Source organism: Streptomyces incanus (assembly GCF_042656345.1).
Taxonomy (GTDB): Bacteria; Actinomycetota; Actinomycetes; order Streptomycetales; family Streptomycetaceae; genus Streptomyces; species Streptomyces incanus.
This window is the reverse complement of the sequence record NZ_JBHSPC010000015.1, coordinates 61606-85685: the sequence shown is the minus strand read 5'-3', so window position 1 is coordinate 85685 and position 24080 is coordinate 61606. Positions and strand designations below refer to the sequence as shown.

General features: G+C 71.7%; 25 protein-coding genes, 2 pseudogenes and 1 riboswitch. Of the genes and pseudogenes, 12 read left to right on the top strand and 15 right to left on the bottom strand.

All coding sequences use genetic code 11. The annotated features are described in order from the left end of the window. From ACFP2V_RS06220 to ACFP2V_RS06205, 4 genes and pseudogenes are all read right to left on the bottom strand, one after another. On the bottom strand, nt 1-711 hold the full coding sequence (locus tag ACFP2V_RS06220; RefSeq protein WP_381206641.1) for a copper homeostasis protein CutC: 711 nt from the start codon (nt 709-711) through the stop codon (nt 1-3). Nucleotides 712-815: 104 nt separating this feature from the next. Beyond that, the gene (locus ACFP2V_RS06215) at nt 816-1496 is read right to left on the bottom strand and encodes a maleylpyruvate isomerase family mycothiol-dependent enzyme (RefSeq protein ID WP_381206638.1); all 681 of its coding nucleotides are present in this window, start codon (nt 1494-1496) and stop codon (nt 816-818) included. Between the two features lie 213 nt (nt 1497-1709). Further along, a pseudogene (locus ACFP2V_RS06210) lies at nt 1710-1877 on the bottom strand (IS110 family transposase); the annotation flags it as partial. Between the two features lie 312 nt (nt 1878-2189). Next, nucleotides 2190-2538, bottom strand: a pseudogene (locus ACFP2V_RS06205) (DUF5063 domain-containing protein); the annotation flags it as partial. A 51-nt stretch (nt 2539-2589) separates the two neighbouring features. Between ACFP2V_RS06205 and ACFP2V_RS06200 the strand changes: the two are divergent. Together ACFP2V_RS06200 and ACFP2V_RS06195 are read left to right on the top strand one after the other, a co-directional pair. Beyond that, nucleotides 2590-3252, top strand: coding sequence for an HD domain-containing protein (locus tag ACFP2V_RS06200; protein WP_381206635.1), 663 nt, complete (start codon nt 2590-2592; stop codon nt 3250-3252). Nucleotides 3253-3262: 10 nt separating this feature from the next. After that, on the top strand, nt 3263-4369 hold the full coding sequence (locus ACFP2V_RS06195; RefSeq protein WP_381206632.1) for a GNAT family N-acetyltransferase: 1107 nt from the start codon (nt 3263-3265) through the stop codon (nt 4367-4369). A 268-nt stretch (nt 4370-4637) separates the two neighbouring features. Here ACFP2V_RS06195 and tnpA read toward each other — a convergent pair whose 3' ends face one another. After that, nucleotides 4638-5054 carry an IS200/IS605 family transposase gene (tnpA, locus tag ACFP2V_RS06190; RefSeq protein ID WP_381206628.1) on the bottom strand — a complete coding sequence of 139 codons (417 nt, stop codon included), beginning with the start codon at nt 5052-5054 and terminating at the stop codon, nt 4638-4640. A gap of 25 nt (nt 5055-5079) precedes the next feature. Here tnpA and ACFP2V_RS06185 point away from each other — a divergent pair, with 25 nt between their 5' ends. Continuing rightward, the gene (locus tag ACFP2V_RS06185; protein ID WP_381206625.1) at nt 5080-6303 is read left to right on the top strand and encodes an RNA-guided endonuclease InsQ/TnpB family protein; all 1224 of its coding nucleotides are present in this window, start codon (nt 5080-5082) and stop codon (nt 6301-6303) included. A 118-nt stretch (nt 6304-6421) separates the two neighbouring features. Here the strand turns inward: ACFP2V_RS06185 and ACFP2V_RS06180 are convergent, their stop codons facing one another. After that, a complete protein-coding gene (locus ACFP2V_RS06180) occupies nt 6422-6694 on the bottom strand; it encodes a DUF4031 domain-containing protein (RefSeq protein WP_381206622.1) in 273 nt (90 codons plus the stop codon). After that, nucleotides 6691-7149, bottom strand: a complete 459-nt coding sequence (locus ACFP2V_RS06175; RefSeq protein WP_381206619.1) for a hypothetical protein — start codon at nt 7147-7149, stop codon at nt 6691-6693. Before ACFP2V_RS06175 ends, ACFP2V_RS06180 begins: the two co-directional genes overlap by 4 nt. A gap of 55 nt (nt 7150-7204) precedes the next feature. On the opposite strand from ACFP2V_RS06175, the gene ACFP2V_RS06170 reads away from it, so the two are divergent. The 3 genes from ACFP2V_RS06170 to ACFP2V_RS06160 all read left to right on the top strand — a co-directional run bounded on the left by ACFP2V_RS06170 (nt 7205) and on the right by ACFP2V_RS06160 (nt 9864). Then, complete coding sequence (locus ACFP2V_RS06170; protein WP_381206617.1) at nt 7205-8182, top strand: MurR/RpiR family transcriptional regulator; 978 nt, start codon at nt 7205-7207, stop codon at nt 8180-8182. 57 nt (nt 8183-8239) lie between these two features. Beyond that, nucleotides 8240-9226, top strand: a complete 987-nt coding sequence (murQ, locus tag ACFP2V_RS06165) for an N-acetylmuramic acid 6-phosphate etherase (RefSeq protein WP_381206614.1) — start codon at nt 8240-8242, stop codon at nt 9224-9226. Nucleotides 9227-9294: 68 nt separating this feature from the next. Continuing rightward, nucleotides 9295-9864: a hypothetical protein gene (locus ACFP2V_RS06160; protein WP_381206611.1), complete on the top strand. Its 570-nt coding sequence runs from the start codon at nt 9295-9297 to the stop codon at nt 9862-9864. A 32-nt stretch (nt 9865-9896) separates the two neighbouring features. Here the strand turns inward: ACFP2V_RS06160 and ACFP2V_RS06155 are convergent, their stop codons facing one another. Continuing rightward, on the bottom strand, nt 9897-11402 hold the full coding sequence (locus tag ACFP2V_RS06155) for an MFS transporter (RefSeq protein ID WP_381206608.1): 1506 nt from the start codon (nt 11400-11402) through the stop codon (nt 9897-9899). Nucleotides 11403-11686: 284 nt separating this feature from the next. Further along, nucleotides 11687-11911: a hypothetical protein gene (locus ACFP2V_RS06150; protein ID WP_381207580.1), complete on the bottom strand. Its 225-nt coding sequence runs from the start codon at nt 11909-11911 to the stop codon at nt 11687-11689. Here ACFP2V_RS06150 and ACFP2V_RS06145 point away from each other — a divergent pair. Further along, nucleotides 11852-12334 carry a Uma2 family endonuclease gene (locus ACFP2V_RS06145; protein WP_381207527.1) on the top strand — a complete coding sequence of 161 codons (483 nt, stop codon included), beginning with the start codon at nt 11852-11854 and terminating at the stop codon, nt 12332-12334. The genes ACFP2V_RS06150 and ACFP2V_RS06145 overlap by 60 nt on opposite strands. 146 nt (nt 12335-12480) lie before the next feature. Here ACFP2V_RS06145 and groL read toward each other — a convergent pair whose 3' ends face one another. The 4 genes from groL to thrC form a co-directional block, all read right to left on the bottom strand. Beyond that, a complete protein-coding gene (gene groL / locus ACFP2V_RS06140; RefSeq protein WP_381206605.1) occupies nt 12481-14103 on the bottom strand; it encodes a chaperonin GroEL in 1623 nt (540 codons plus the stop codon). Between the two features lie 391 nt (nt 14104-14494). Then, nucleotides 14495-14698, bottom strand: a complete 204-nt coding sequence (locus ACFP2V_RS06135) for a cold-shock protein (RefSeq protein WP_004986573.1) — start codon at nt 14696-14698, stop codon at nt 14495-14497. Nucleotides 14699-15129: 431 nt separating this feature from the next. After that, complete coding sequence (locus ACFP2V_RS06130) at nt 15130-15405, bottom strand: MoaD/ThiS family protein (protein WP_381206601.1); 276 nt, start codon at nt 15403-15405, stop codon at nt 15130-15132. A 177-nt stretch (nt 15406-15582) separates the two neighbouring features. Continuing rightward, the gene (gene thrC, locus ACFP2V_RS06125) at nt 15583-16875 is read right to left on the bottom strand and encodes a threonine synthase (RefSeq protein WP_381206598.1); all 1293 of its coding nucleotides are present in this window, start codon (nt 16873-16875) and stop codon (nt 15583-15585) included. 18 nt (nt 16876-16893) lie between these two features. Continuing rightward, nucleotides 16894-17108: riboswitch (SAM riboswitch) on the bottom strand. 322 nt (nt 17109-17430) lie between these two features. Between thrC and ACFP2V_RS06120 the strand changes: the two genes are divergently transcribed. From ACFP2V_RS06120 to otsB, 3 genes are all read left to right on the top strand, one after another. Beyond that, nucleotides 17431-18375: a glucosyl-3-phosphoglycerate synthase gene (locus ACFP2V_RS06120; protein WP_381206595.1), complete on the top strand. Its 945-nt coding sequence runs from the start codon at nt 17431-17433 to the stop codon at nt 18373-18375. A 159-nt stretch (nt 18376-18534) separates the two neighbouring features. After that, a complete protein-coding gene (locus ACFP2V_RS06115) occupies nt 18535-19944 on the top strand; it encodes an alpha,alpha-trehalose-phosphate synthase (UDP-forming) (protein WP_381207524.1) in 1410 nt (469 codons plus the stop codon). Nucleotides 19945-20212: 268 nt separating this feature from the next. Beyond that, nucleotides 20213-21133 (top strand): trehalose-phosphatase, encoded by a 921-nt coding sequence (gene otsB, locus ACFP2V_RS06110; RefSeq protein WP_381206592.1) that lies wholly within the window; start codon nt 20213-20215, stop codon nt 21131-21133. A gap of 70 nt (nt 21134-21203) precedes the next feature. Here the strand turns inward: otsB and ACFP2V_RS06105 are convergent, their stop codons facing one another. After that, entirely contained in the window at nt 21204-21479 is a 276-nt protein-coding gene (locus ACFP2V_RS06105; protein ID WP_381206588.1) for a DUF3263 domain-containing protein, read from the bottom strand. Nucleotides 21480-21535: 56 nt separating this feature from the next. Then, nucleotides 21536-21892, bottom strand: coding sequence for a hypothetical protein (locus ACFP2V_RS06100; RefSeq protein WP_381206585.1), 357 nt, complete (start codon nt 21890-21892; stop codon nt 21536-21538). Between the two features lie 67 nt (nt 21893-21959). On the opposite strand from ACFP2V_RS06100, the gene ACFP2V_RS06095 reads away from it, so the two are divergent. Then, nucleotides 21960-22904, top strand: a complete 945-nt coding sequence (locus ACFP2V_RS06095) for an ROK family protein (protein ID WP_381206582.1) — start codon at nt 21960-21962, stop codon at nt 22902-22904. Next, nucleotides 22904-24064 (top strand): N-acetylglucosamine-6-phosphate deacetylase, encoded by a 1161-nt coding sequence (nagA, locus tag ACFP2V_RS06090; RefSeq protein ID WP_381206579.1) that lies wholly within the window; start codon nt 22904-22906, stop codon nt 24062-24064. Before ACFP2V_RS06095 ends, nagA begins: the two co-directional genes overlap by 1 nt. The last annotated feature ends 16 nt before the right edge of the window (nt 24065-24080 follow it).

Genomic DNA, 24080 nt, shown 5'->3' with positions numbered 1-24080 from the left:
TCAGCCCCCGTCCACCGCCCCGTCCACCACGCGTCGCCACTGGGCGACGGCCTCCGCCGAGACGGGCCCGGTCCATCCGTCGGGCCGGGCCGCGCCCCCGATGTGGAAGGCACGGATCCCGGCGGCGAGCAGGGTGGGCACCTGCTCCAGCCGCAGGCCGCCGCCGACGAGCAGCTCCTGCTGGTAGCCGGGTTCGCCTTCTCGCCCCCGCCGGGCCTCGGCGAGCAGGGTGGGCAGCCCGTCGGCGACACCGCCGGGCGCGCCGGCCGTCAGGTAGGCGTCGAGGCCGGGCAGCCCGTCGAGCTGCTTGCGGAGGGCGTCGCGGTCGGCGGCGCGGTCGATGGCGCGGTGAAAGGTCCAGCGGCAGCCGTCCAGCGCACCGGTCACCCGCTCCACGGCGTCCAGGTCCACCCGGCCGTCGGTGTCGAGGAACCCGAGGACGAACTCCTCGGCCCCGGCGTCCCGCACCTGGTGGGCCGTGCGCACCAGCCGGTCGGGGTCACCGGCGGCGAACCCGTCGGCGAGGCGCAGCATCACCCGTAGCGGGAGGCCGACGGCCGCGCGGACGGCGGCGACGGTGGCGGCGGACGGAGTGAGCCCGTCGGCGGCCATGTCGGTGACCAGCTCGAGCCGGTCCGCGCCTCCGGCCTGCGCGGCGACCGCGTCCTCGGCGTCGAGGGCGATCACCTCCAGGACTGCACGCTCGCTCATGGGACCCCATTCCTCGGCATCGGTCGGCGGCGACTAGAGGTCTAGTCCAATCCACCCTACGCTCGCCCACCGAGGATCCGCGCCCCTGGAGCCCTCGCCGCGCCTCATTCGTCGAAGATGTTCAGCTCACCGGCCTCCGCCCCGGCCAGCTCGTACGAGGCCCCGTCCACCGGCCGCCCCGCGTAGAGCCGTACGAGCGTCGGCCCGTCCCCGATGTACCGCGCCGGGGGTCGCCGTCCCGAGATGTCGCCCAGCCGCAGGGGCTCGTCCGCGTCGTCGAGGTCGGCGTGCAGCGAAAGGTGCCCCTTCCGGCATGTCACGTAGGCCATCAGGGAGAGTGCGGACGGCAGCCCCGCGCCCGCGTACGCGCCGGGCTCTCCGAACGCCTCACGCACGTCCCCCGCGTGCACCCACTCGCCCAGCGCGAGGATGTCCAGCACCCCGCCCGCCTTCGCGATCACCGGCCCGGCCTCGGTCATCCCGCGCTCCAGCTCGTCGACGACGCGCTGGTTGCTCCATTCGGCCCGCTCGGCGATGTCCCGGTCGTTGCACGCGGGCGAGAACACCCCCTGCTCGAACCGGCCCTCCAGCACCCGCGTGAACGCGGACGAGCAGTGCGCCAGCACATCCCGCACGCTCCACCCCGGGCAGGCCGCGACCGGCAGGGTGAAGTCCTCCTCCGCCCGGCCCCGCAGCAACGGAACCAGCGCGTCCCGCTCAACGGTCAACAACCTTCCGGGAAGCCCGGGTTCACGCACGCCATGCACATCAGCAGGAGTCGTCATGCAGGCCAAGCTAGCGGCCGCTCGGGGCCCTGTCGCGATTCGCCGGCGGCATCGGACGTGCCGGACCTGCCGGATTCGCCGGAGCTGCCGGAACCGGGGGTCGGGGAACAACGGACCGAGAACCGGCGCCAAGGTCCTTGCCGCAGACAACGTACCTCTATGTCTTTCGCCAAGGCACCCCGTCGGGTTTGGGGTGATTCCGGCTTGCTGGGGTCATGCGGCGAGTTCGATGTCCTTGGGTGCGCGGGGTTCGTAGAAGGTGCCGTCGCGGAGCATGGCGAACAGAACGCTGGCGCGTCGGCGGGCCAGGCGGAGGAGAGCTCGGGTGGGGGTCTTGCCGCGGGCTCGCTGCTTGCCGTAGTAGGCGCGGGAGGCCGGCGACCCTCTTGCCGGACCGCGAAAACGTAACGGGGCTTCGAACCGGTGGGGACGGCGCCGGCGCGCAGGTGCTTCAGGTCCGGGACGGGGTGCAGAGGGTGCCCGAGGGGCCGGCCCCGGTCCAGCGCCGCACCCTTGCCCGCGTTGCCGACGTAGACGCTGTCGTTCACGTGGCACATCCGCCAGAAAACGTGAGCATCCCGGCCGCCATGACCCCCATAGTGCCCATCTGAGCACTTAAGTGTCACTCGCCTGCGAAGTGCTCACACCTTTCAGCAAGGCACCCGCCGGAGCGGGCCGAAGCCGCTCGGTTCGTCAGGTGTCCGGACGCATGCCCAGCGGACCGCCGGTCTCCCCCGCCATCGCCCTGCCCGCCTCGATCTCCAGGGTGTCGTCGCCGAGGCCCTGGTCGGTGTCCAGGCCGCCCAGGGCGGCGAGGGGCTGGTTGAGACGGACGTGGGCCACTACGGACGGGAGTGGAGAGGCGCGGGGTTGCCGAAACGGTGGAGCCCCAGTTGGAGAAGCAGGAGAACTGCCGCCACCCCAGCGCTTCCGTGGTGCGGCCCGCGCGGTAGTGGACCATGCCGTGGCGGAGGTCGGAGATGACGTCGGAGATGGCGTCGGAGATCCGGGCCGGGACGGGCGCCGTACGGGGCTCGTACGGGCCGAGCTCGGCCTCTGCCCTGTCGGGGTGCTCAGCAGGAACAATGGCCGCATGGCCGACACCGATGTGCTGCGTGAGCGTTTCGTCCGCGCCCTGGAGGGGGCCCTCGGCGCCGGGGGCGGACCCGATCCCGTGCCCTACGCCGAGAACCTGCTGGCCCGCTGGCAGGAGCCGCAGCGGCGCTATCACACGCTCGCACACCTCACCGCCGTGCTGGATCACGTCGACGAGCTGGCGGAGTACGCGGACGACCCGGACGTCGTGCGCCTCGCCGCCTGGTTCCACGACGCCGTGTATCTGCCCGACCGGTCCGAGAACGAGGAGCGGTCCGCGCGGCTGGCCGAGCGGGCGCTGGCCGAGGCCGGGGTGCCGGAGGCGAAGGTGGCCGAGGTGGCGCGGCTGGTGCGGCTCACCGTCACCCACGACCCGGGCGACGACGACCGTGACGGCCAGGTGCTGTGCGACGCCGACCTCGCGATCCTCGCCTCGCCCCCGTCCGCGTACGCCGCCTACACCGCCGCCGTCCGCGAGGAGTACCACTTCGTGCCCAACGACGCCTTCCGCGAGGGGCGAACCGCCGTACTGCGCCAACTCCTCGGCCTGCCCCGCCTGTTCCGCACGTCGTACGGGCGGGAGCACTGGGAGGCCACGGCCCGGTACAACCTCGGCGGTGAGCTGGAAATGCTGTCGACCCCGGTGCCGCCGCCCTCATAGCCTGCCCCTCATGCATACCTTGGGAGCGGAACAGCCGGCGGAACGGGTGGAGGAGGCCGTCGCGCACTGCGTGGCAGCCCTGGGGGCGGCCACCGACCGGGATTGGGGAGGCGTGCGGGCCGGACGGCTGGAGTGGGACTGCCGGAGGACCGCGGTGCACATAGCCTCCGATCTCCTCGCGTACGCAGGCCAGTTGGCCGGCCGGGCGCAGAGCGCGTACGTGCCCTTCGAGATCACCCTCGACGGCACCGACGACGGCTTGGACCCCGCCGACAACGCGGGCGTCCTCCAGGTGATCACCACGACCGGCACCCTCCTCGCCGCCACGATCCGCACCACCCCGCGCGCGGTCCGCGCCTTCCACCCGTACCCCTTCCGGCACGCGAACCGTGAGGGCTTCGCCGCGATGGGTGTGGCCGAGGTGCTGCTGCACACCCACGACATCACCGAGGGCCTGGGCGTACGGTACGAACCGCCCGCCGAACTGGCCTCGTTCGTCCTCACCCGGATCTTTCCGCGGGTCCGGCCGGGGCCCACCCCCTGGCAGACCCTGCTGTGGGCGACCGGGCGCGGCGAGCTGCCGGGGCGCGAGCCCGTCGGCCCATGGCGCTGGAGCAACAATCCGGTGCTCCGCAGCGAGCGGCTCGATCTGGAGGGCCTCACGCCGGCGAGCGCCGCCGACCTCGGCGCGGGCGGTGACGGCGGCTTCGCCTGGGTCGGCTCCGCTCCCGCCGAGGGCACCCGGATCGGCGCCGGGATGATGGTCAAGCAGTACGAGGAAGGGGAGTTCCGCCCGGAGTGGACCGCCTACGTCCTGGTCCGGCGGGAGGACGGCCTCGCCGTCGGCGCGATGGGATTCCACAGCGCTCCGGACCAGGACGGACGCGTGGAGATCGGCTACGACCTCGTCGAGGGCGCCCGCGGCCACGGCTACGCCACGGAGGCGCTGCGTACCTTGTCGGCGTGGGCGCTGGCCCAGGACGGCGTACGGACCGTCACCGCCGTCATCGACCGCGCCAACACGCCCTCGCAGGGCGTCGTCACCCGCGCCGGATTCACCCTGGTCGGCGAGGACGAGGCGAAGAGCGAGTACGTCTACGAGCTCCGAGAGGCCTGAGAGGCTGCCGCGGACCACTGGAGCGCGGCCGGGACAGCCACCGTGCCCCGCGTAGGAAGAAGAGGACCGCGACACCACCGGATCGGTTGGTGCGGTCCTGGGGCTCTCCGCTACCTGGATTCATTCGCAGTGCACCGGGCTTCAGCCAGGTGGTGAAGCGAATCTGATGGCTGCGACGCGGAGCGTCGCGGATTGTGGTCCGGCGGAGCCGGATGGTGCGTGTTCACCACCCGCGGCGAGGACCTGGTCCCGGCGGCTCCGGGAGAGTTCACGTCGGCCGGTTCCGTTGCTCGATGTACTGCTTGACCACGGAGAGTGGGGCGCCGCCGACGGTTCCGGCGAAGTAGGACCCGGACCAGAGCTTGTTGGCGCGCCAGTAGTGGCGTACCAGATCGGGGAACTCCTGGCGCAGGCGGCGGGATGAGACGCCCTTGAGGGAGTTGACCAGCTTGGTGACGGTGACCTTGGGCGGGAAGTTCACCAGGAGGTGGACGTGGTTGTCCTCGCCGTTGAACTCCACCAGTTCGCACTCGAAGTCCGCGCACACCGACCGCATGATCTCCTCCATGCGCGTCAGATGGGCATCGGTGAACACCTTGTGCCGGAACTTGGTCACGAAGACCAAGTGGACATGCATCACGAAAGTACAGTGCCGGCCAGTTCTGATCTTCTGCATCTCGCCCATAACCCAATTATGTAGCGTGGCAGTCATGCAGCTTCGGTACAGCTTCCGCCTGTACCCGGACACCAGCCAGGGAATGGCACTGGCGAAGGCGTTCGGGTGCGCCCGCGTCGTGTTCAACGACGCGGTGCGCGCCCGCGAGGACGCCCGGGAAGCGGGCGAGGCGTTCCCGACGGCCGGTGAACTCTCCAAGAAGCTGATCACCGAGGCGAAGCGAACCGGGGAGCGGTCTTGGCTGGGTGAGGTATCCGCCGTCGTGCTCCAGCAGTCTCTGCGGGACGCCGAGGCTGCCTACAAGAACTTCTTCGCCTCCCTCAAAGGGGCCCGCAAGGGTCCGAAGATGGGTGCGCCTCGGTTCAAATCCCGCAAGGACAACCGGCAGTCGCTCCGGTTCACGGCCAATGCCCGCTGGTCGATCACTGGTGGCGGTCGGCTGAACTTGCCGAAGATCGGGGCGGTGAAGGTGAAGTGGTCCCGCACTCTGCCCAGCACCCCGACCTCGGTCACCGTGATCAAGGACTCGTCCGGGCGGTACTTCGCTTCCTTCGTGATCGACACCGACCCGCACGCCGACGCCGCCGTGATGCCGGACACCGACCAACTGCTCGGCATCGACCTGGGGCTGACCCACTTCGCCGTCCTGTCCGACGGCACGAAGATCGACTCTCCGCGGTTCCTGCGCCGCGCGGAGAAGAAACTGAAGAAGGCCCAGCGTGAGCTGTCCCGTAAGCAGAAGGGGTCCAGGAACCGGGAGGAAGCCCGTCTGAAGGTCGCCCGCGCCCACGCGCAAGTGGCCGACGCACGCCGCGAGTTCCACCACCAGCTCTCCACGAAGCTGATCCGCGAGAACCAAGCGATCGGGGTGGAGGACCTGGCGGTGAAGGGACTGGCCCGCACCAGGCTCGCCAAAAGCGTGCACGACGCGGGCTGGTCACAGTTCGTGGCCATGCTGGAATACAAAGCGGCCCGGTACGGGCGGACCCTGGTGAAGATCGACCGGTTCACGCCGACCAGCCAGGTCTGCTCGGCCTGCGGGGTCAAGGACGGTCCCAAGCCCCTGCACGTGCGGGAGTGGACCTGCGCCGCGTGCGGCACGGTCCATGACCGGGATCACAACGCCGCGAAGAACGTGAAAACGGCCGCCGGACTGGCGGTCGCAGCCTGTGGAGCGCAGGTCAGACCAGGACTCGTCCCGGCACAGCGTAACGAAGCAGGAAGCCACGGATTCTCCCCCGAACCCCGTGCCGCGTAGCGGCACAGCAACAGGAGAGAAGGCCAGAATCCTCGGGCTTCAGCCCGAGGAGCAAGTCAAGCAACGGCCCGCGTGGGGAGTTCGGCGGCCTCCCCCGCCACTGCCGACCAGCACCGTGTCACCGTGCTCGGCTCGCGCTCTTGCGCACCCGCAGGCCCGCCCCGTGCAGCAACCGCACCACCTCGCGGCTGCTGACCTCCACCGCGCCGGCGAGCACGACGTCCGTGTACCGGTGCTGGGGGATGTCGTAGTGGTCGCGTTCGAAGGCGCGGCGGGGGACGCCGAGGGCGGCGGCGAAGGTGTGCAGTTCGTCGTAGGAGACGTCGCTGACCAGGTGGGACCAGAGGCGGCCGTGGCCCGGCCAGGTGGGCGGGTCGATGTACACAGTCACGCCTGGGCCGCCCCGCCCGCCCCGCCGCCCGGTGCCCCGCTCAGCGAGCCCACCGCCGCGACCTTCACGCCCGACTGATGGCACACCCAGTGCGGGTCGGGGCCCAGCTCCGGTTCCACCTCCAGCGCGTGCGGGTCGCCGGAGCCGCACACCGGGCACAGCGGCCAGCGGCCGTACCGCTCCAGCAGGGCGTCCTGCACGTCCTGGGCGACCAGGCCGGCCACGAACTCGGCGCCCTGGGGCCACTGTTCGACCCACCAGCGGCGCTGTGCCACGGACTCCTCGACGAGTGAGACGATCTCCGCCTCGGCGACCTCGTGCGCGACCAGGTCGGCGAGCACGAGGGCGCGTGCCGCGTGCAGGGCCTGCTCCAAAGAGCTGACGGGGCCGACGGGGGTGTCGTCGGTGCCGTCGGGGTCGCCGTGAAGCTCGTCGGGGTCGTCGTGGGGGTCCATGCCCCCATTGTGCGCACTCTTGACCACTCCACCGAAACGAAAATATCTTTCAACGGTGACCCAGGATGTGAAGGAAATTTTCGCGAACCGGCGCGGCACCGGTGCCTCCGGCGGTTCCGCCGTCGCCCCGTCCGCCCGGGCCACCCCTCCGGCCCCGCCCGCTCCCGCCGCCCTCGCGGCCAAGGTCCGTACGCTGGCGCCGTCGATGACCCGCTCCATGCAGCGGGTCGCCGAGGCCGTCGCGGGCGACCCGGCCGGCTGCGCGGCCCTCACGGTCACCGGCCTCGCCGAACTCACCGGCACCAGCGAGGCCACCGTCGTCCGCACGGCCCGCCTGCTCGGCTACCCCGGCTACCGCGACCTGCGCCTGGCCCTCGCCGGGCTCGCCGCCCAGCAGGAGTCGGGTCGTGCCCCCGCCATCACCACCGACATCGCGGTGGACGACCCCATCGCCGACGTCGTCGCGAAGCTCGCCTACGACGAGCAGCAGACCCTCGCCGACACGGCCGCCGGACTGGACACCGTCCAGCTCGGCGCGGCCGTCGCCGCCCTGGCCGGCGCCCGCCGGACGGATGTGTACGGCATCGGCGCCTCCGGCCTGGTCGCCCAGGACCTCACCCAGAAGCTGCTGCGCATAGGGCTGATAGCCCACGCCCCCAGCGACCCGCACCTCGCCGTCACCAACGCGGTGCAGCTGCGCGCCGGTGACGTGGCCATCGCCATCACGCACTCCGGTTCGACCGGCGACGTCATCGAACCGCTCCGGGTCGCCTTCGAGCGCGGGGCGACGACCATCGCGGTCACCGGCCGGCCGGACGGGCCCGTCACCCAGTACGCCGACCACGTACTGACCACGTCCACGGCCCGTGAGAGCGAGCTGCGCCCGGCCGCGATGTCGTCCCGGACCAGTCAGCTCCTGGTGGTGGACTGCCTGTTCGTGGGCATCGCCCAGCGCACCTACGAGTCGGCCGCCCCCGCGCTGTCCGCGTCGTACGAGGCACTGGCCCACCGGCACCGGAGCGGTTCCCGCTAGCCGCGGCTCCGCCCCCACCACAGCTCCCGCACCGGACAGACCGGAGAAAGCCGTTCCATGACCCACACGTCCGAGTCCTCCGCGCCCGACACGCCCGACACGCCCCGACCCCGTACGCTCCGTGCCGAGTTGGAGACCCTGACCACCGAGGCGTTCCGTCCGGAGCTGGCGGACGTCGACCGGCTGCCCACCCTCGGCATCGCCCGGCTGATGAACGGCGAGGACGCCACCGTCGCCGCCGCCGTGGCCGAGCGGCTGCCCGCGATCGCCGCCGCGATCGACGCCGTGGCCGAGAGGATGGCCCGGGGCGGCCGGCTGGTCTACGCGGGCGCGGGAACCGCCGGCCGGCTGGGCGTCCTGGACGCCTCCGAGTGCCCGCCGACCTTCAACACCGACCCCGGCCAGGTCGTCGGCCTGATCGCGGGCGGCCCCGGCGCCCTGGTCACCTCGGTCGAGGGCGCCGAGGACTCCGCGGAGCTGGCCGCGGCCGACCTGGACGCGCTGGTCCTGACCGCCGACGACACGGTGGTCGGCGTCTCCGCCTCCGGGCGCACGCCGTACGCCGTCGGCGCCGTCACGCACGCCCGCGCGCGGGGCGCCCTGACGGTGGGCCTCGCCTGCAACGCGGGCAGCCCGCTCGCCGCCGCGGCCGCGCACGGCATCGAGGTGGTCGTCGGCCCGGAGCTGCTGGCCGGCTCCACCCGTCTCAAGGCCGGCACCGCCCAGAAGCTCGTCCTCAACATGATCTCGACGATCACGATGATCCGGCTGGGCAAGACGTACGGGAACCTGATGGTCGACGTGCGCGCCTCCAACGAGAAGCTGCGCGCCCGCTCCCGCCGTATCGTCGCCCTCGCGACGGGGGCGGCGGACGCCGACATCGAGCGCGCCCTGGCCGCCACGGACGGCGAGGTGAAGAACGCCATCCTGGTCCTGCTGGCCGACGTGGACGGTCCGACCGCGGCCCGTCTCCTCACCGGCTCCCACGGCCACCTGCGCACCGCACTGGCACAGGCACCGGGACCGCAGGACGCCACGGGCTGACCCGGGCCCGGACGCCTCGCATCCGGGCCTGGGATACTGGACCCGCCCACCCCACTCCGGAGGCGACCATGAACCACGCGCAGCTCACCGCCCTGGGCCGCGCCCTGCGCGTCCTCGGTGAGCACGGCGAGGCCCTGTCCGGGGACTCCCCGGACGCCAAGCTGCACGAGGTCCGGGCGGACCTGAAACGCGCGCTGGACCGGTTGGAGGAGAGCGTCAGCACGGCGGTGCCCAGCACGCGCTGCCCCGAGCACCCCACCGGCCCGGTCGACGAGAGCGCCCCCGACCTGTGCCTGCTGTGCGAGACCCGGCGCCGTACGGCCCGCCGCGCCGAGTTCAACGGGCCGGCTCCCCAGCACGCGCCCACCGGGCCCGTACCGTCCCGGTACGGAATGCACAGCGACCGCCCCCAGCCCCAGCAGCGCTGGCTGCCGGAGCTGTGGAACGGTCAGGCGTGGCAGTTGTGCGGCACCCCGCGCCGCGACCGGCGCGAGGCCGAACTGTTCATCGCGGCCGAGCGGCGCGGGCCCCGGCCCGCCATGGCGTACCGGCTGCTGCTCGAGTTCACCGACTACGAGGTACTGCGCGTGTGGGGCACCACGGTCCGGGCCGGCGGCGAGCCGACCGGGAATCCGTAAGCCCGCGCCCCCGTACCCCCGCGGCCCTGTGGCTACGCCTTGGCTGCCGGAACCTCGGCGGACTCGGTCCCTTCCCCGGTCGAGTTCTCCGCGCTCTCCGCACGCGCCGCGGCCGGACCCTCCGGGCGCCGGCGCGGGATGAAGGCCGCCACGACGAACCCGACGAGCGCGGCACCCGAGCCGAGCGCCAGCACCGTACGGAAGGCGTCCTCGGACGGCACCGCGAACGAACCGAGCCGCGTGGTCATCTGGGCCAGGACGACACCGGCGACGGCGCTGGCGACGGACGTGCCCAGGGACCGCATCAGGGTGTTGAGGCTGTTCGCGGAACCCGTCTCGGAGGCGGGCACGGCACCCATGATGAGCGCGGGCATCGCCCCGTAGCAGAAACCGATACCGGCGCCGATGACACAGGACGCCAGCACGAAGTGCCACACCTCGGCCATGAGGACGACGTTCAGCCCGTAGCCGACGGCGACGATCAGGGCGCCGATCATCAGCGTCACCTTCGGCCCCTTGGCGCGGGAGACGAGGGCGGAGACCGGGGCCAGCGCCATCATCACCAGGCCGGACGGGGCCATGACCAGGCCGGCCGTCAGCAGCGACTTGCCCAGGCCGTAGCCGGTCTGCTCCGGGAGCTGGAGCAGTTGCGGGATGACCAGGGACATGGAGAACATCGCGAAGCCGATCGCCACCGAGGCGGCGTTGGTCACCAGCACCTGGGGGCGGGCCGAGACCCGCAGGTCCACCAGCGGCTCGGTGACGCGCAGCTCGTAGAAGCCCCAGGCCACCAGGATGACGACGGCCGCCGCGAACAGGCCGAGCGTGGTGCCGCTCCCCCAGCCCCAGTCGGCGCCCTTGGAGATCGCGAGCAGCAGGCACATCAGGCCGGCCGCCATCCCGATCGCGCCGGGTACGTCGAACCGGCCGCCGGTGCGCACCTTCGACTCCGGTACGAGGACGACCACCAGGGCGAGCGCGACGACGCCGAGGGCCGCCGAGGTCCAGAACAGCGCGTGCCAGTCGAAGTTGTCGGCGATGAGCGCGGCGGCTGGCAGGCCGAGGGCGCCGCCGACACCGAGCGAGGCGCTGATCACCGCGGTCGCCGATCCCAGCCGCTCGGCGGGGAGTTCGTCGCGCAGGATGCTGATGCCGAGCGGGATCACACCGGACGCGAGGCCCTGCAGGGCGCGGCCGACGATCATCGGGGTCAGGCTGTCGCTGAGTCCGGCGACCACGGAGCCGACGATCAGCATGCTCATGCTGAGCAGGAGCATGCGCCGCTTGCCGTACATGTCGCCGAGGCGCCCCATGACCGGCGTCGCGACGGCCGCGGCGAGCAGGGTCGCGGTGATGGCCCAGGCGGTGTCCGACGCCGAGGCGTTCAGGTACGTCGGCAGCTGCCCCACGATCGGGATGACCAGGGTCTGCATCAGCGAGACGACGATGCCGCTGAAGGCCAGTACGGCCACCACGGCGTTGGATTTGGGCGGCGCGGATTCCCCGGCCGCGGCGGGCCGGGTGGGTGCGTCGGACATGAGGGAGCTCTCCGTCGTGGCTCAGTTCTAATTGACTTGGGCAACCTTATGTAACTTAATTGAGTTAAGCAACTTAATGTGGCCGGGCCTTTTAGCCGGTCTTGTCGCCATGGAACGGACACCGGGAACGAGACACCGGGAGCGAGCTTGCAGCGGGCCTGGAGCGGGCTCGGAGCGGGCTTGAGTGGCCGAAGCGGGAAGCCGCGCAGGGAGAAAAGAGGCGGGGAGCCGGCGCACACGCCCTGCGGGACGCGCGCGCCGGCTCCCCGCCTCCGGGGCTCAGCTCAGCTCAGCGTCTTGAGCGTCGCCGCGTCGTACGGTACGAGCTCGTCGATGCGCCCGCCGAGGACCTTAACCGGCTGGAGTTCCTCGGCGGCCGGCTGTGCATCCGGCACGGGCCGCTCGACGTCGAGGAGTTCGAGGAGCCGGCCGAGGCCGCGCCCGAAACCGTGCGGCTGGAATACGTCAACGGAAGGGTAGAGGTCAAGGGCATGCCGGACGGCAACCACCGGTCGATCTTCATGTGGCTGCTGCGCCAGTGCATGCGACAACGGTCCGACTTGGACCTCGTACCCGAGTCCGGTCTCAGGGCCGGGGCCTGTCGCAAGGGCCGCGCCCGAACGGACGGCACTCTCGTTCCCATGGACCACTTCAGGGGAGACGGCGAGTGGTCCGCTGCTGACGGCTCCCTCATGACGGTGGAGATCACCTCCCACCACCGCGACACCGACACCGACACCGACACCGACACCGACACCGACCGGCGTGACCGCGTCGACAAGCCCGTCGGTTACGCGGGAGCAGACATCCCCGTCTACCTCCTCGTCGACCGGGACCACCACACCGTCGTCCACAGCGAGCCGAAGGACGGCCGTTACCAGCAGTCCCGGTCCTCCCCCTGGGGTCGACCGTCGAACTCCCGCCCCCGGTGAGCATCACCCTCGACACCGAGAGGCTCAAGGGCTACGCCGACCGAGCCCCGCCGGTCCGAAGACGCCCGAGGGCGGCACCCCCTGCTGTGCAGGAAGTGCCGCCCTCGGTACCGACGGACCGGGTCCGAACCTGAGGTGAATCAGGCTCAGAAGTCCATGTCACCGCCCGGCATGCCGCCCGGAGCGGCCGCGCCGGCCTTCTCCGGCTTGTCGGCGATGACGGCCTCGGTGGTCAGGAACAGCGCGGCGATCGACGCGGCGTTCTGCAGCGCGGAACGCGTCACCTTGGCCGGGTCGATGATGCCTTCCTTGATCAGGTCGACGTACTCGCCGGTCGCGGCGTTCAGGCCGTGACCCGGGGTCAGGTTGCGCACCTTCTCCACCACGACGCCGCCCTCGAGGCCGGCGTTGACGGCGATCTGCTTCAGCGGGGCCTCGAGCGCGAGCTTCACGGCCTGGGCGCCGGTCGCCTCGTCTCCCTCGAGCTCCAGCTTCTCGAACACCTGGGAGGCCTGGAGCAGGGCCACGCCGCCACCGGCGACGATGCCCTCCTCGACGGCCGCCTTCGCGTTGCGAACGGCGTCCTCGATGCGGTGCTTGCGCTCCTTGAGCTCGACCTCGGTGGCGGCACCGGCCTTGATGACCGCGACACCGCCGGCGAGCTTCGCCAGGCGCTCCTGCAGCTTCTCGCGGTCGTAGTCCGAGTCGCTGTTCTCGATCTCGGCGCGGATCTGGTTCACGCGGCCCTGGACCTGGTCGGCCGAGCCGGCACCGTCGACGATGGTGGTCTCGTCCTTGGTGATGACGACCTTGCGGGCCCTGCCCAGGAGGTCGACCGTGGCGTTCTCCAGCTTGAGGCCGACCTCCTCGGAGATGACCTCGCCGCCCGTGAGGATGGCGATGTCGCCGAGCATGGCCTTGCGGCGGTCGCCGAAGCCCGGGGCCTTGACCGCGACGGACTTGAAGGTGCCGCGGATCTTGTTGACGACCAGGGTCGACAGGGCCTCGCCCTCGACGTCCTCGGCGATGATCAGCAGCGGCTTGCCCGACTGCATGACCTTCTCCAGGAGCGGCAGCAGGTCCTTGACGTTGCCGATCTTGGAGTTGGCGATCAGGATGTACGGGTCGTCGAGCGACGCCTCCATACGCTCCATGTCGGTGGCGAAGTACGCCGAGATGTAGCCCTTGTCGAAGCGCATACCCTCGGTGAGCTCCAGCTCCAGACCGAAGGTCTGGGACTCCTCGACGGTGATGACGCCTTCCTTGCCGACCTTGTCCATGGCCTCGGCGATGAGCTCGCCGATCTGGGTGTCGGCGGCGGAGATGGAGGCCGTGGAGGCGATCTGCTCCTTGGTCTCGACGTCCTTCGCCTGCTCCAGCAGGGCACCGGAGACGGCCTCGACGGCCTTCTCGATACCGCGCTTGAGGGCCATCGGGTTGGCGCCGGCGGCTACGTTGCGCAGGCCCTCCTTGACCAGGGCCTGGGCGAGAACGGTCGCGGTGGTCGTACCGTCACCGGCGACGTCGTCCGTCTTCTTGGCGACTTCCTTGACCAGCTCGGCGCCGATCTTCTCGTACGGGTCCTCGAGCTCGATCTCCTTGGCGATGGACACGCCGTCGTTGGTGATCGTGGGGGCGCCCCACTTCTTCTCGAGGACGACGTTGCGGCCCTTGGGGCCGAGCGTCACCTTGACGGCGTCCGCGAGCTGGTTCATGCCGCGCTCGAGGCCGCGCCGCGCCTCCTCGTCGAACGCGATGATCTTGGCCATGTGAAGTGGTCCCTCCAGGACTGGGGGTGATGACTCCAGGACCGCGCCCGCGCCCGCGACGGACGGCTCACAGACCCGGTGGTTCCTTGCTCCACCGGCCCGCGGGCCTCACCGACCCGGTCCTTACGTTGTCACTCTCACCTTCAGAGTGCTAACGCAATGATTAGCACTCGACCCATGCGAGTGCAAGCGCCTTCGAGGATCGGCAGGTGACTCAGCCACCCGCGAACACCCCGGACAAGACGGACAGCGGGCCGGACACACCCCCGGATCCCCAGGGCGAGCGGCGGGACGGGCCCGGGGCAAGGCGAAGGGCTCGCGCCCCCGGGGTGACCCCGGAGACACGAGCCCTTCGCTGGCAGGAAAATTCTCGTGGTTGCTGGTAGCGCGTTCAGGCGGTGACGCGAACCATGTCGGCCTGCGGGCCCTTCTGGCCCTGCGAGATCTCGAACTCGACCCGCTGGCCCTCTTCAAGGGTGCGGTAGCCGTCCATCTGGATCGCGCTGTAGTGGACGAAAACATCCGCACCACCGTCGACCGCGATGAAGCCGTACCCCTTCTCCGCGTTGAACCACTTGACGGTGCCCTGAGCCATGCCTAACTCCCCTATTACTGGCCCTTGCACAGATCCGCACTTCGCGGATCCGGGTCAGACCTCACTCCCCAAACGGTTGGGGGCGTGCGCCGGAACGCGTCGACCGCGGCTGAATGTATCTGCCCAACTGCCCTCTGCAACAGGTCAATCGGACGAGAAATCTCGACGTCGCCGGTCCGGAATGTGACGGGAATTCGCCCGATTTCAGGGCAAGTCAGACCGGGCAAACATCGCAAAAGCCGCGGAAGGAGCCCAGACTTTGGCTACATCCAGTCGGGCGGGCGGCAGGAATTAATGGTTCCCGATGGGGAAATCGGGACCGTGTTCCCCGACTCTATCGTGTTCAATCCCACGGAATTGCCCCCTCCGCTTCTCTCGCGGAGGGGGCAATTCGGTGAACGCTCGGTAAGGGTGATTACCGAAGGTAATGATCAGCCGCCGGCGACGGCCGGGATGATCGACACCCCCGTGCCGTCCGGGGTCGCGGTGTCCAGGCCCTGCTCGAAGCGGACGTCGTCGTCGTTGACGTAGACGTTGACGAATCGGCGCAGCTTGCCCTGGTCGTCGAGGACCCGGGCGGCGATCCCGGTGTGGTTCTTCTCCAGGTCGGCGATGACGTCGCCGAGAGTGGCACCCTCGGCGCCGACCTCGGCCTTGCCGCCGGTGTAGGTGCGCAGGATGGTGGGGATGCGAACGGTCACGCTCATGCGACTTGACCTCCAGTGACGATGAAGATTCTCTACGTTTCGGCCGCCGGGCCGGCGGCTTCGGCCTGTGGAGCCGGCGCAGGACCTCGGCTTGGATGCGTCCCGGGGCGGCCCCCGGCCGTGAAGCGGGAAGCCCGCCGGCCGGCCGCCGGCCTCCCCCGGGCTCCAAAGAGGAGGTCAGGCGAGGCCGGCCTCTCGGAACGACTCCAGGCTGGGACGGATGGTCGCGGTCAGGCCGGTGTCGGCCACCGCGTCCAGCGTCTTGAGACCGTCGCCGGTGTTGAGCACGACGGTGGTCAGGGCCGGGTCCAGGTCGCCGTTCTCGATCAGCTTCTTCGTGACGCCGACGGTCACGCCGCCCGCGGTCTCGGCGAAGATGCCCTCGGTCCGGGCGAGCAGCCTGATGGCCTCCACGACCTGTTCGTCCGTCACGTCCTCCACCGCGCCGCCGGTGCGGCGCGCGATGTCCAGGACATACGGGCCGTCGGCGGGGTTGCCGATGGCGAGCGACTTGGCGATGGTCTTCGGCTTCTGCGGCCGGACGACGTCGTGGCCCGCCTTGTACGCGGTCGACACCGGCGAGCAGCCCTCCGCCTGGGCACCGAAGATCTTGTACGGCCTGTCCTCGACGAGGCCGAGCTCGATCAGCTCCCGCAGCCCCTTGTCGATCTTCGTGAGCTGCGAGCCGGAGGCGATGGGAACGACGATCTGGTCGGGCAGCCGCCAGCCGAGCTGCTCGCAGATCTCGTACGCGAGGGTCTTGGAGCCCTCGGCGTAGTACGGCCGCAGGTTGACGTTGACGAAGCCCCAGCCCTCGCCGGCCGGGTCGCCGATCAGTTCGGAGCAGAAGCGGTTCACGTCGTCGTAGTTGCCCTCGATGCCGACGAGCTCCCCGCCGTAGACGGCGGCCATGACGACCTTGCCCTGCTCCAGGTCGTGCGGGATGAACACGCAGGAGCGCAGGCCGGCGCGGGCGGCGGCGGCGCCGACGGCGCCGGCGAGGTTGCCCGTGGAGGAGCAGGAGAGGGTGGTGAAGCCGAAGGCGCGGGCGGCCTCCAGGGCCTGGGCGACGACCCGGTCCTTGAAGGAGTGCGTCGGGTTGCCGGAGTCGTCCTTGACGTACAGGCCGCCGGTGACGCCGAGTTCGCGGGCGAGGTTGTCGGCCTGGACGAGCTTGGTCCAGCCGGGGTTGATGTTCGGCTTGGTCGCCACGTCGGCGGGGACGGGCAGCAGGGGCGCGTAGCGCCAGATGTTCGCGGGGCCCGCTTCGATGCGCCGGCGCAGTTCCTCGGTGTCGTGGCCCGAGAAGTCGTAGGCGATCTCCAGCGGGCCGAAACACTCCTGGCAGGCGAAGACGGGACCGAGCGGCACGCGGTGGCCGCACTCGCGGCAGGACAGCGCGGCGGCGGGTCCGAGATCGACGGAGGGCGCGGCGGATTCGGTGGTGCTTTCAACGGTCTGCACAGCCATGTGAGGCGAGGCCCTTTCTCCTCATCTTCCTCACGACGCATCTCGCCGTGAGACGGATTTGGCACCTTCCCTAGCCGGGAGCCTCGCGAGGACGATCAGCGACGCGATCCACTGCGATGCGCGGTGAACGCCGCAATGCGCTGTGATCGTCGATCGACGGTGATCTACGAGAACCGGCTGGAGGGTTGCCGGGGCTTCATCGGGCCGTTTCCCTCTGCCCCTCTGGATGAGCTGTATGCGGTTGTGTCGTGCGGTTGTGGGTCGTGCGGTCGTACGGCGCGGATGAGGACCGGAGAGGGTCGCGACCCCCGATGTGCGGGGTTCATCCGCGTTGTTCAAGACTGTAACCGAAGGCCAGGACGGTGGAGAGAGCACGTCCGAACCGCGAGACGGGTCACAGGGGCATGGATCACAGGGGTACGGGCCGCCGGAGTACGGGCCGCCGTAGTACGGGCCGCCGTAGTACGGGCCGCCGTAGTACGGGCCGCCGTAGTACGGGCCGCGGGAGTATGGACCAGAGGGGTTATGGAGCGCAGAGGTGAGGAGCCGCCGACCGTGCTGGAAGAAGTCGAGCGCTGGCTGGCCGACCGCTCCTGGTCCGTGACCGACCGCCCGACGCACCGCCTCCTGGCCGCGAAACGCGCCACGGGACAGACGGTGAGCGTGGTGCTGCCCGCGCTCAACGAGGAGGCCACGGTCGGCGGGATCGTCACGGCGATCCGGCAGGAACTGATGCTGCGGGTCCCGCTGGTCGACGAGATCGTGGTCGTGGACTCCGGCTCGACCGACCGCACCTCCCAGGCGGCCGCCTCGGCGGGCGCGACCGTGGTGCACCGGGACACGATCCTGCCCCGTATCCCCGCCGTGCCCGGCAAGGGCGAGGTGCTGTGGCGCTCCCTGCTGGTCACCCGGGGGGACATCGTCTGCTTCGTCGACGCGGACCTCAGGGAGTTCTCCCCCGCGTTCGTCTCCGGCATCGTCGGCCCCCTGCTCACCGATCCGGACGTGCAGTTGGTGAAGGCCATGTACGACCGGCCCCTGGGCTCCGCGGCCGGCCAGGGGGGCAGGGTCACGGAGCTGATGGCGCGCCCGCTGCTCAACCTGCACTGGCCGCGGCTGGCCGGCTTCGTGCAGCCGCTCGGCGGTGAGTACGCGGCCCGCCGCTCGCTCCTGGAACGGCTGCCCTTCCCCGTCGGCTACGGCGTCGAGCTGGGCATGCTGATCGACGCCCTGCACCTGGTGGGCCTGGACGCCCTCGCCCAGGTCGACGTCGGCGTCCGCAAGCACCGCCACCAGGACGGCCAGGCCCTCGGCCGCATGGCCGCCGCGATCTACCGCACCGCCCACCTCCGCCTGGCCCGCGGCCACCACGTCCGCCCCGCGCTCACCCAGTTCGAACGCACCGGCGCCGGCTTCGAGCCCCGCACCCACCCGGTGGACACGGAGGAACGGCCCCCGATGACGGACATAGCCGAGTACCGGTCCCGCCGGGTGGCCTGACCGCGACGGCCCGCGGCCCCTGCCGCAGCCCTCGCCGCAGCCCCTGACCTGGCGTTCCGGGCACGTCCGGGCGTATACGGCCGATCCACCGGTCCGCATACGGCTGATCCGTACGTTTGAGCGTTTCGGAGGCGGGCTAGGTTGAGGCGTATGGCTTCCATGCAGGCTGGTCAGGGTGCTCGGGTGCTGGTCGCGTCGAACCGCGGCCCCGTTTCGTACGCGGTGGACGAGGACGGTTCGCTGCGGGCCAGACGAGGCGGCGGCGGGCTGGTGTCCGGGCTGTCGGCGATCGGATCGGACGCGGAGTCGCTGTGGGTGTGCTCAGCGCTGTCCGACGGCGACCGCGAGGCCGTGCGGCGCGGGGTCGGCGAGGCCGGCGTGCGGATGCTGGACATCCCCGCGGACGTGCACGCCGACGCGTACAACGGCATCGCGAACTCGGTGCTGTGGTTCGTGCACCACATGCTGTACCAGACGCCGCTGGAGCCCGTCTTCGACGCGGAGTTCCGCCGGCAGTGGGCGTCCTACGAGGCCTACAACCGGGCGTTCGCCGAGGCGCTGGCCGAGGAGGCGGCGCAGGGGGCCGCGGTCGTGGTGCAGGACTACCACCTGACGCTGGTGCCGGGGCTGCTCCGGGAGCTCCGCCCCGACCTGCGCATCGGCCACTTCTCGCACACGCCGTGGGCCCCGCCGGAGTACTTCCGGATGCTGCCCGACGACATCGCCGGGCAGGTGCTGCGCGGGATGCTGGGCGCGGACCGGCTCGGCTTCCTGACCCACCGCTGGGCGGACGCCTTCACCGCGTGCTGCGAGCAGTTCGCGGGCGGGCTCGGACAGACCGCGATCGGGGTGCACGGGCTGGGCGCCGACGCGGACTTCCTGCGCGGCCGCGCGCACGAGGCGGACGTCGAGGAGCGGATCCTCGCGCTCCGCGAGGAGATCGGCACGGCCCCCGAGGGGACCCCGCGCAAGGCCGTCGTCCGGGTCGACCGGACCGAGCTGTCGAAGAACATCGTGCGCGGCCTGCTCGCGTACCGGCAGCTCCTCGACGACCGCCCCGAGTGGCGCGAACGCGTCGTGCACGTCGCCTTCGCCTATCCCTCCCGGCAGGATCTCGCCGTGTACCGCAAATACACGGCCGAGGTGCAGCGGGTCGCCGAGGAGATCAACGAGCGGTACGGGACCCCGGGCTGGCGGCCCGTCGTCCTGCACGTCAAGGACGACTTCGCGCGCTCCCTGGCCGCGTACCGGCTGGCCGACGTGGCGCTGGTCAACCCCATCCGGGACGGGATGAACCTGGTCGCCAAGGAGATCCCGATCCTGTCCGACCGGGGCTGCGCGCTGGTCCTGTCCCGGGAGGCGGGCGCCTACGAGGAACTGGGCGAGGACGCGATCGCCGTCAACCCGTACGACGTGGTCGACACGGCACGGGCCCTGCACGAAGGACTCTCGATGCGCCCGGAGGAGCGCACCGAGCGCGCCAAACGCCTGGCCGAGGCGGCGACGGCGCTGCCGCCGCAGCAGTGGTTCCTGGACCAGCTGAACGCGCTGCGGGACGGAGGCCGGTGACCTGAGCCGGAGGTTCGCGGGCGGTTCCCGCCGGATGCCCGGTGCGTCACCGGCGGCGGCCGGGAGAGGCTGGGGCCGGCGGTGTTCGTGAGCGCCGCCGGAGCCGGCGGACGAACCGCGGCCGGCGATCCGCGGAAAGCCTTCCGACTCAGCTCACCGGAACCGGCCGCCCCCTCCCGGCCGCCCGCCGCTTCCCGGCCGCCCCCTCCGCCTCTGAACGGCCGGTCACGTATGCGTGCGGACGGGCGGGCGTGGATAGGTTGGCGGTATGGGCAGCTCTACGGATTCCACGGACCCGAACGCCATGCACCCCGACGCCGGTGGCGTCGGCGCCTCCGCCCCCCTGCCGGTGCCCGCCACGCGGGCCGGGCGGGACGGGCTCGACGCGCTGCTCGCGCAGCCGGGGAAGGCGCTGATCGCCCTCGACTTCGACGGGACGCTCTCGCCGATCGTGCCCGACCCCGAGCAGGCCCGCGCCCATCCCGGCACGGTACGCGCGCTCGCCGCGCTCGCCCCGCGGGTGGCCTCCGTGGCGGTGGTCACCGGCCGGCCGCCCGCGGTCGCGGTGCGGCACGGCGGCTTCGCGGACGTCCCCGGCCTGGAGCACCTCGTCGTCCTCGGCCACTACGGCACCGAGCGCTGGGACGCCGCCACCGGTGAGATCACCGCGCCCGCCCCGCACCCCGGGGTCGCCGCCGTCCGCGCGGAACTGCCGGGGCTGCTCGACCGGGCCGACGCCCCGGAGGGCACCTGGACCGAGGAGAAGGGCCGCGCGGTGGCCGTCCACACCCGCAGGGCCGCCGACCCCCAGGCCGCCCTCGAGGCACTGCGCGAGCCGCTGACCGGCCTGGCGCACCGGCACGGGCTGGTCGTCGAGCCCGGCCGCATGGTCCTGGAACTGCGTCCGCCGGGCATGGACAAGGGGGTCGCCCTGGCGGAGTACGCCCGCGAGATCGGCGCCGGGTCCGTCCTCTACGCGGGCGACGACCTGGGCGACCTCCCCGCCTACGCCGCCGTCGACGAACTCCGCTCGGCCGGCGTCCCCGGCGTGCTGGTGTGCAGCGGCAGCGACGAGGTCACGGAGCTGCGGGACCGCGCGGACGTGGTGGTCGACGGCCCCGAGGGCGTCGTCCACCTGCTCGGGGCGCTGGCGCGGGCCCTGGCCCCGCAGAACCGGCCGACCGACTGACCTGCCGACCTGCCGACGATGACGGCTGACGGCACCGGCCGGCGACGGCCGCCCCGCCGGCGGCCCGCGTTCAGCGTTCCGTGCGGCGGGACTCGCGGACGCGTCGGAGCCGGTTCACGGTGACCGGGTCGTGGGCCAGGGCGCGGGGGTCGTCGAGCAGGGCGTTGAGGAGCTGGTAGTAGCGCACCGGGGACAGGCCCAGCTCCTCGCGGATCGCCCGCTCCTTCGCGCCGGGGCCGAGGAAGCCGCGGCGCTCCAGCGCAATGACGTCCCGCTCACGCCGTGCCAGCCGCTCCTGCCCCTGCCCCTGTTCCTGCTCCTCGTCCATACCTCGGCCCTGGTCCATACCCGCACGGTAACCGCCGCCGCTGACAGCCGGTCCGCAGGCGGCGGGCATGTGCCCTACTGCGCGCTCTCCGCGCTGGTGGCGGTCGCCTGGAGTCCGCCCAGCACGCCCTCGGGGCTGCCCTTCGGGGTCACGGCCTTGCCGATCCGCTGCTTGATGGCCGCGTTGACGTCGGCCCAGGAGGTGTTGCCGACCGGGTAGAGCTCCGCGGTCGGCAACCGGTCGAGGAAGAGCTGGAGCTTCTTGTCCTCCGCGGACTCGTCCGTCACGCGGGACGCGGAGGTGGTGACCGGCAGCAGGTCGTACTCGCGGGAGAATCCGAGCCGCTCGTCCTCGCCGAGCTCCGCCGCCGCACTGTTTTCCGCTCCGAATCCGGCGCTCCGCGCCATCCGCTCCGAAAGATTTCCGATCATCGGATCAAGGTCTCCACCACGTAAGTGGACTAGACCTCTTGCGGGTCCCGGGGCCACACTGTCCCCCGTGGAACATGTCATCGCCCTCGACGTGGGCGGCACCGGGATGAAGGCCGCCCTGGTCGGAGCGGACGGCACGCTGCTGCACCGGGCCCGCCGGGCCACCGCGCGCGAGCGCGGCCCGGACGCGACCGCCGCCGGAATCCTGGACTTCGCCGCCGACCTCCTCGCCCACGGCGCCGAGCACCTCGGCGAGCCCGCGTCCGCCGCCGGCCTCGCCGTCCCCGGCATCGTCGACGAGAGGCGGGGCGTCGCCGTCTACTCCGCCAACCTCGGCTGGCGCGACCTCCCGCTGCGCGCGCTGCTCGCGGAACGGCTCGGCGGCATCCCGGTCGCCCTCGGCCACGACGTCCGCACCGGCGGGCTCGCCGAGGGCCGCATCGGGGCGGGCCGGGGCGCCGACCGGTTCCTGTTCGTGCCGCTGGGCACCGGCATCGCGGGCGCCATCGGCATCGACGGCCGGGTGGAGGCGGGCGCGCACGGCTTCGCGGGCGAGATCGGCCACATCGTCGTACGGCCCGGGGGCGTCCCCTGCCCGTGCGGTCAGCGCGGCTGCCTGGAGCGGTACGCGTCCGCGGCGGCCGTCGGCGCGGCGTGGGCGGCGGCCAGCGGCGAGGAGGGCGCGGACGCGGCCCACTGCGCCGGGGCCGTGGCCTCGGGCGACGTACGGGCCCGGAAGGTCTGGCAGGAGGCGGTCGAGGCGCTCGCCGACGGGCTGGTCACCGCGCTCACCCTGCTGGACCCCCGCACCCTGATCATCGGTGGCGGGCTGGCCGAGGCCGGGGAAACCTTGTTCACGCCGCTGCGGGAGGCCGTCCGGCGGCGGATCACCTTCCAGAAACCGCCGTCCCTGGTCCCCGCGGCCCTCGGGGACACCGCCGGATGCCTGGGCGCGGGACTCCTCGCCCGGGATCTCCTCACCACCACTGACCCCTCGGAGGTAACCACCTGATGGCCCCCACCAAGGTTCTCACCGGTGCCCGGGTGGTACTGCCCACCGGGACCGTGGACAACGGCCGTGTGACCGTGGAGGGCACCCGGATCGTCGAGGGGGTCCCCCCCGGGGCGGAGCCCGCCGGGGCCGAGACGCTCGACCTGGCCGGGCACTGGCTGGTCCCCGGCTTCGTCGACCTCCACAACCACGGCGGCGGCGGCGCTTCCTTCCCCTCCGGGACCGTCGACGAGGTCCTCAAGGGCATCCACACCCACCGCCTGCACGGCACCACCACCCTGGTCGCCTCGACCGTCACCGGCGACATGGACGTCCTCGTCCGTCGCGCGGGCCTGCTGGCGGAGCTGGCCGAACAGGGCGACATCGCCGGCATCCACTTCGAGGGCCCGTTCATCTCGCCGTGCCGCAAGGGCGCGCACTCCGAGGCACTGCTGCGCGACCCCGACCCGGCGGAGGTCCGCAAACTGATCGACGCCGCCCACGGCCGGGCGAAGATGGTCACCCTCGCCACCGAACTGCCCGGCGGCCTCGACTCCGTACGCCTGCTGGCCGAACACGGCGTGATCGCGGCCGTCGGCCACACCGACGCGACGTACGAGCAGACCGTGGCGGCCATCGACGCGGGCGCCACGGTCGCCACCCACCTGTTCAACGCGATGCCGACGCTCGGCCACCGCGCCCCCGGCCCGGTCACCGCCCTGCTGGAGGACGAGCGGGTCACGGTCGAACTGATCAACGACGGCACCCATCTGCACCCGGCCGCCCTCCGGTTGGCGTTCCACCACGCGGGCCCCGGACGGGTGGCGTTCGTCACGGACGCGATGGACGCGGCCGGTTTCGGAGACGGCCGCTACCTGCTCGGCCCGCTGGAGGTCGAGGTCGCGGACGGGGTGGCCCGGCTGGTGGAGGGCGGCTCCATCGCGGGCTCGACGCTCACCCTGGACCGCGCCCTCAAGCGGGCGGTGACCGTCGACGAACTGCCCGTCGAGCACGCGGTCGCGGCCCTGTCCGCCAACCCGGCCCGGCTGCTGGGCATGGACGACAGGATCGGCTCCCTGGAACCCGGGAAGGACGCCGATCTGGTGGTCCTCGACGCGGACTTCACCCTCAAGGGCGTGATGCGCCGGGGCGCCTGGGTGGTCGCTCCCCAACTGGGCTGATCCGTCCCCCCGGTCG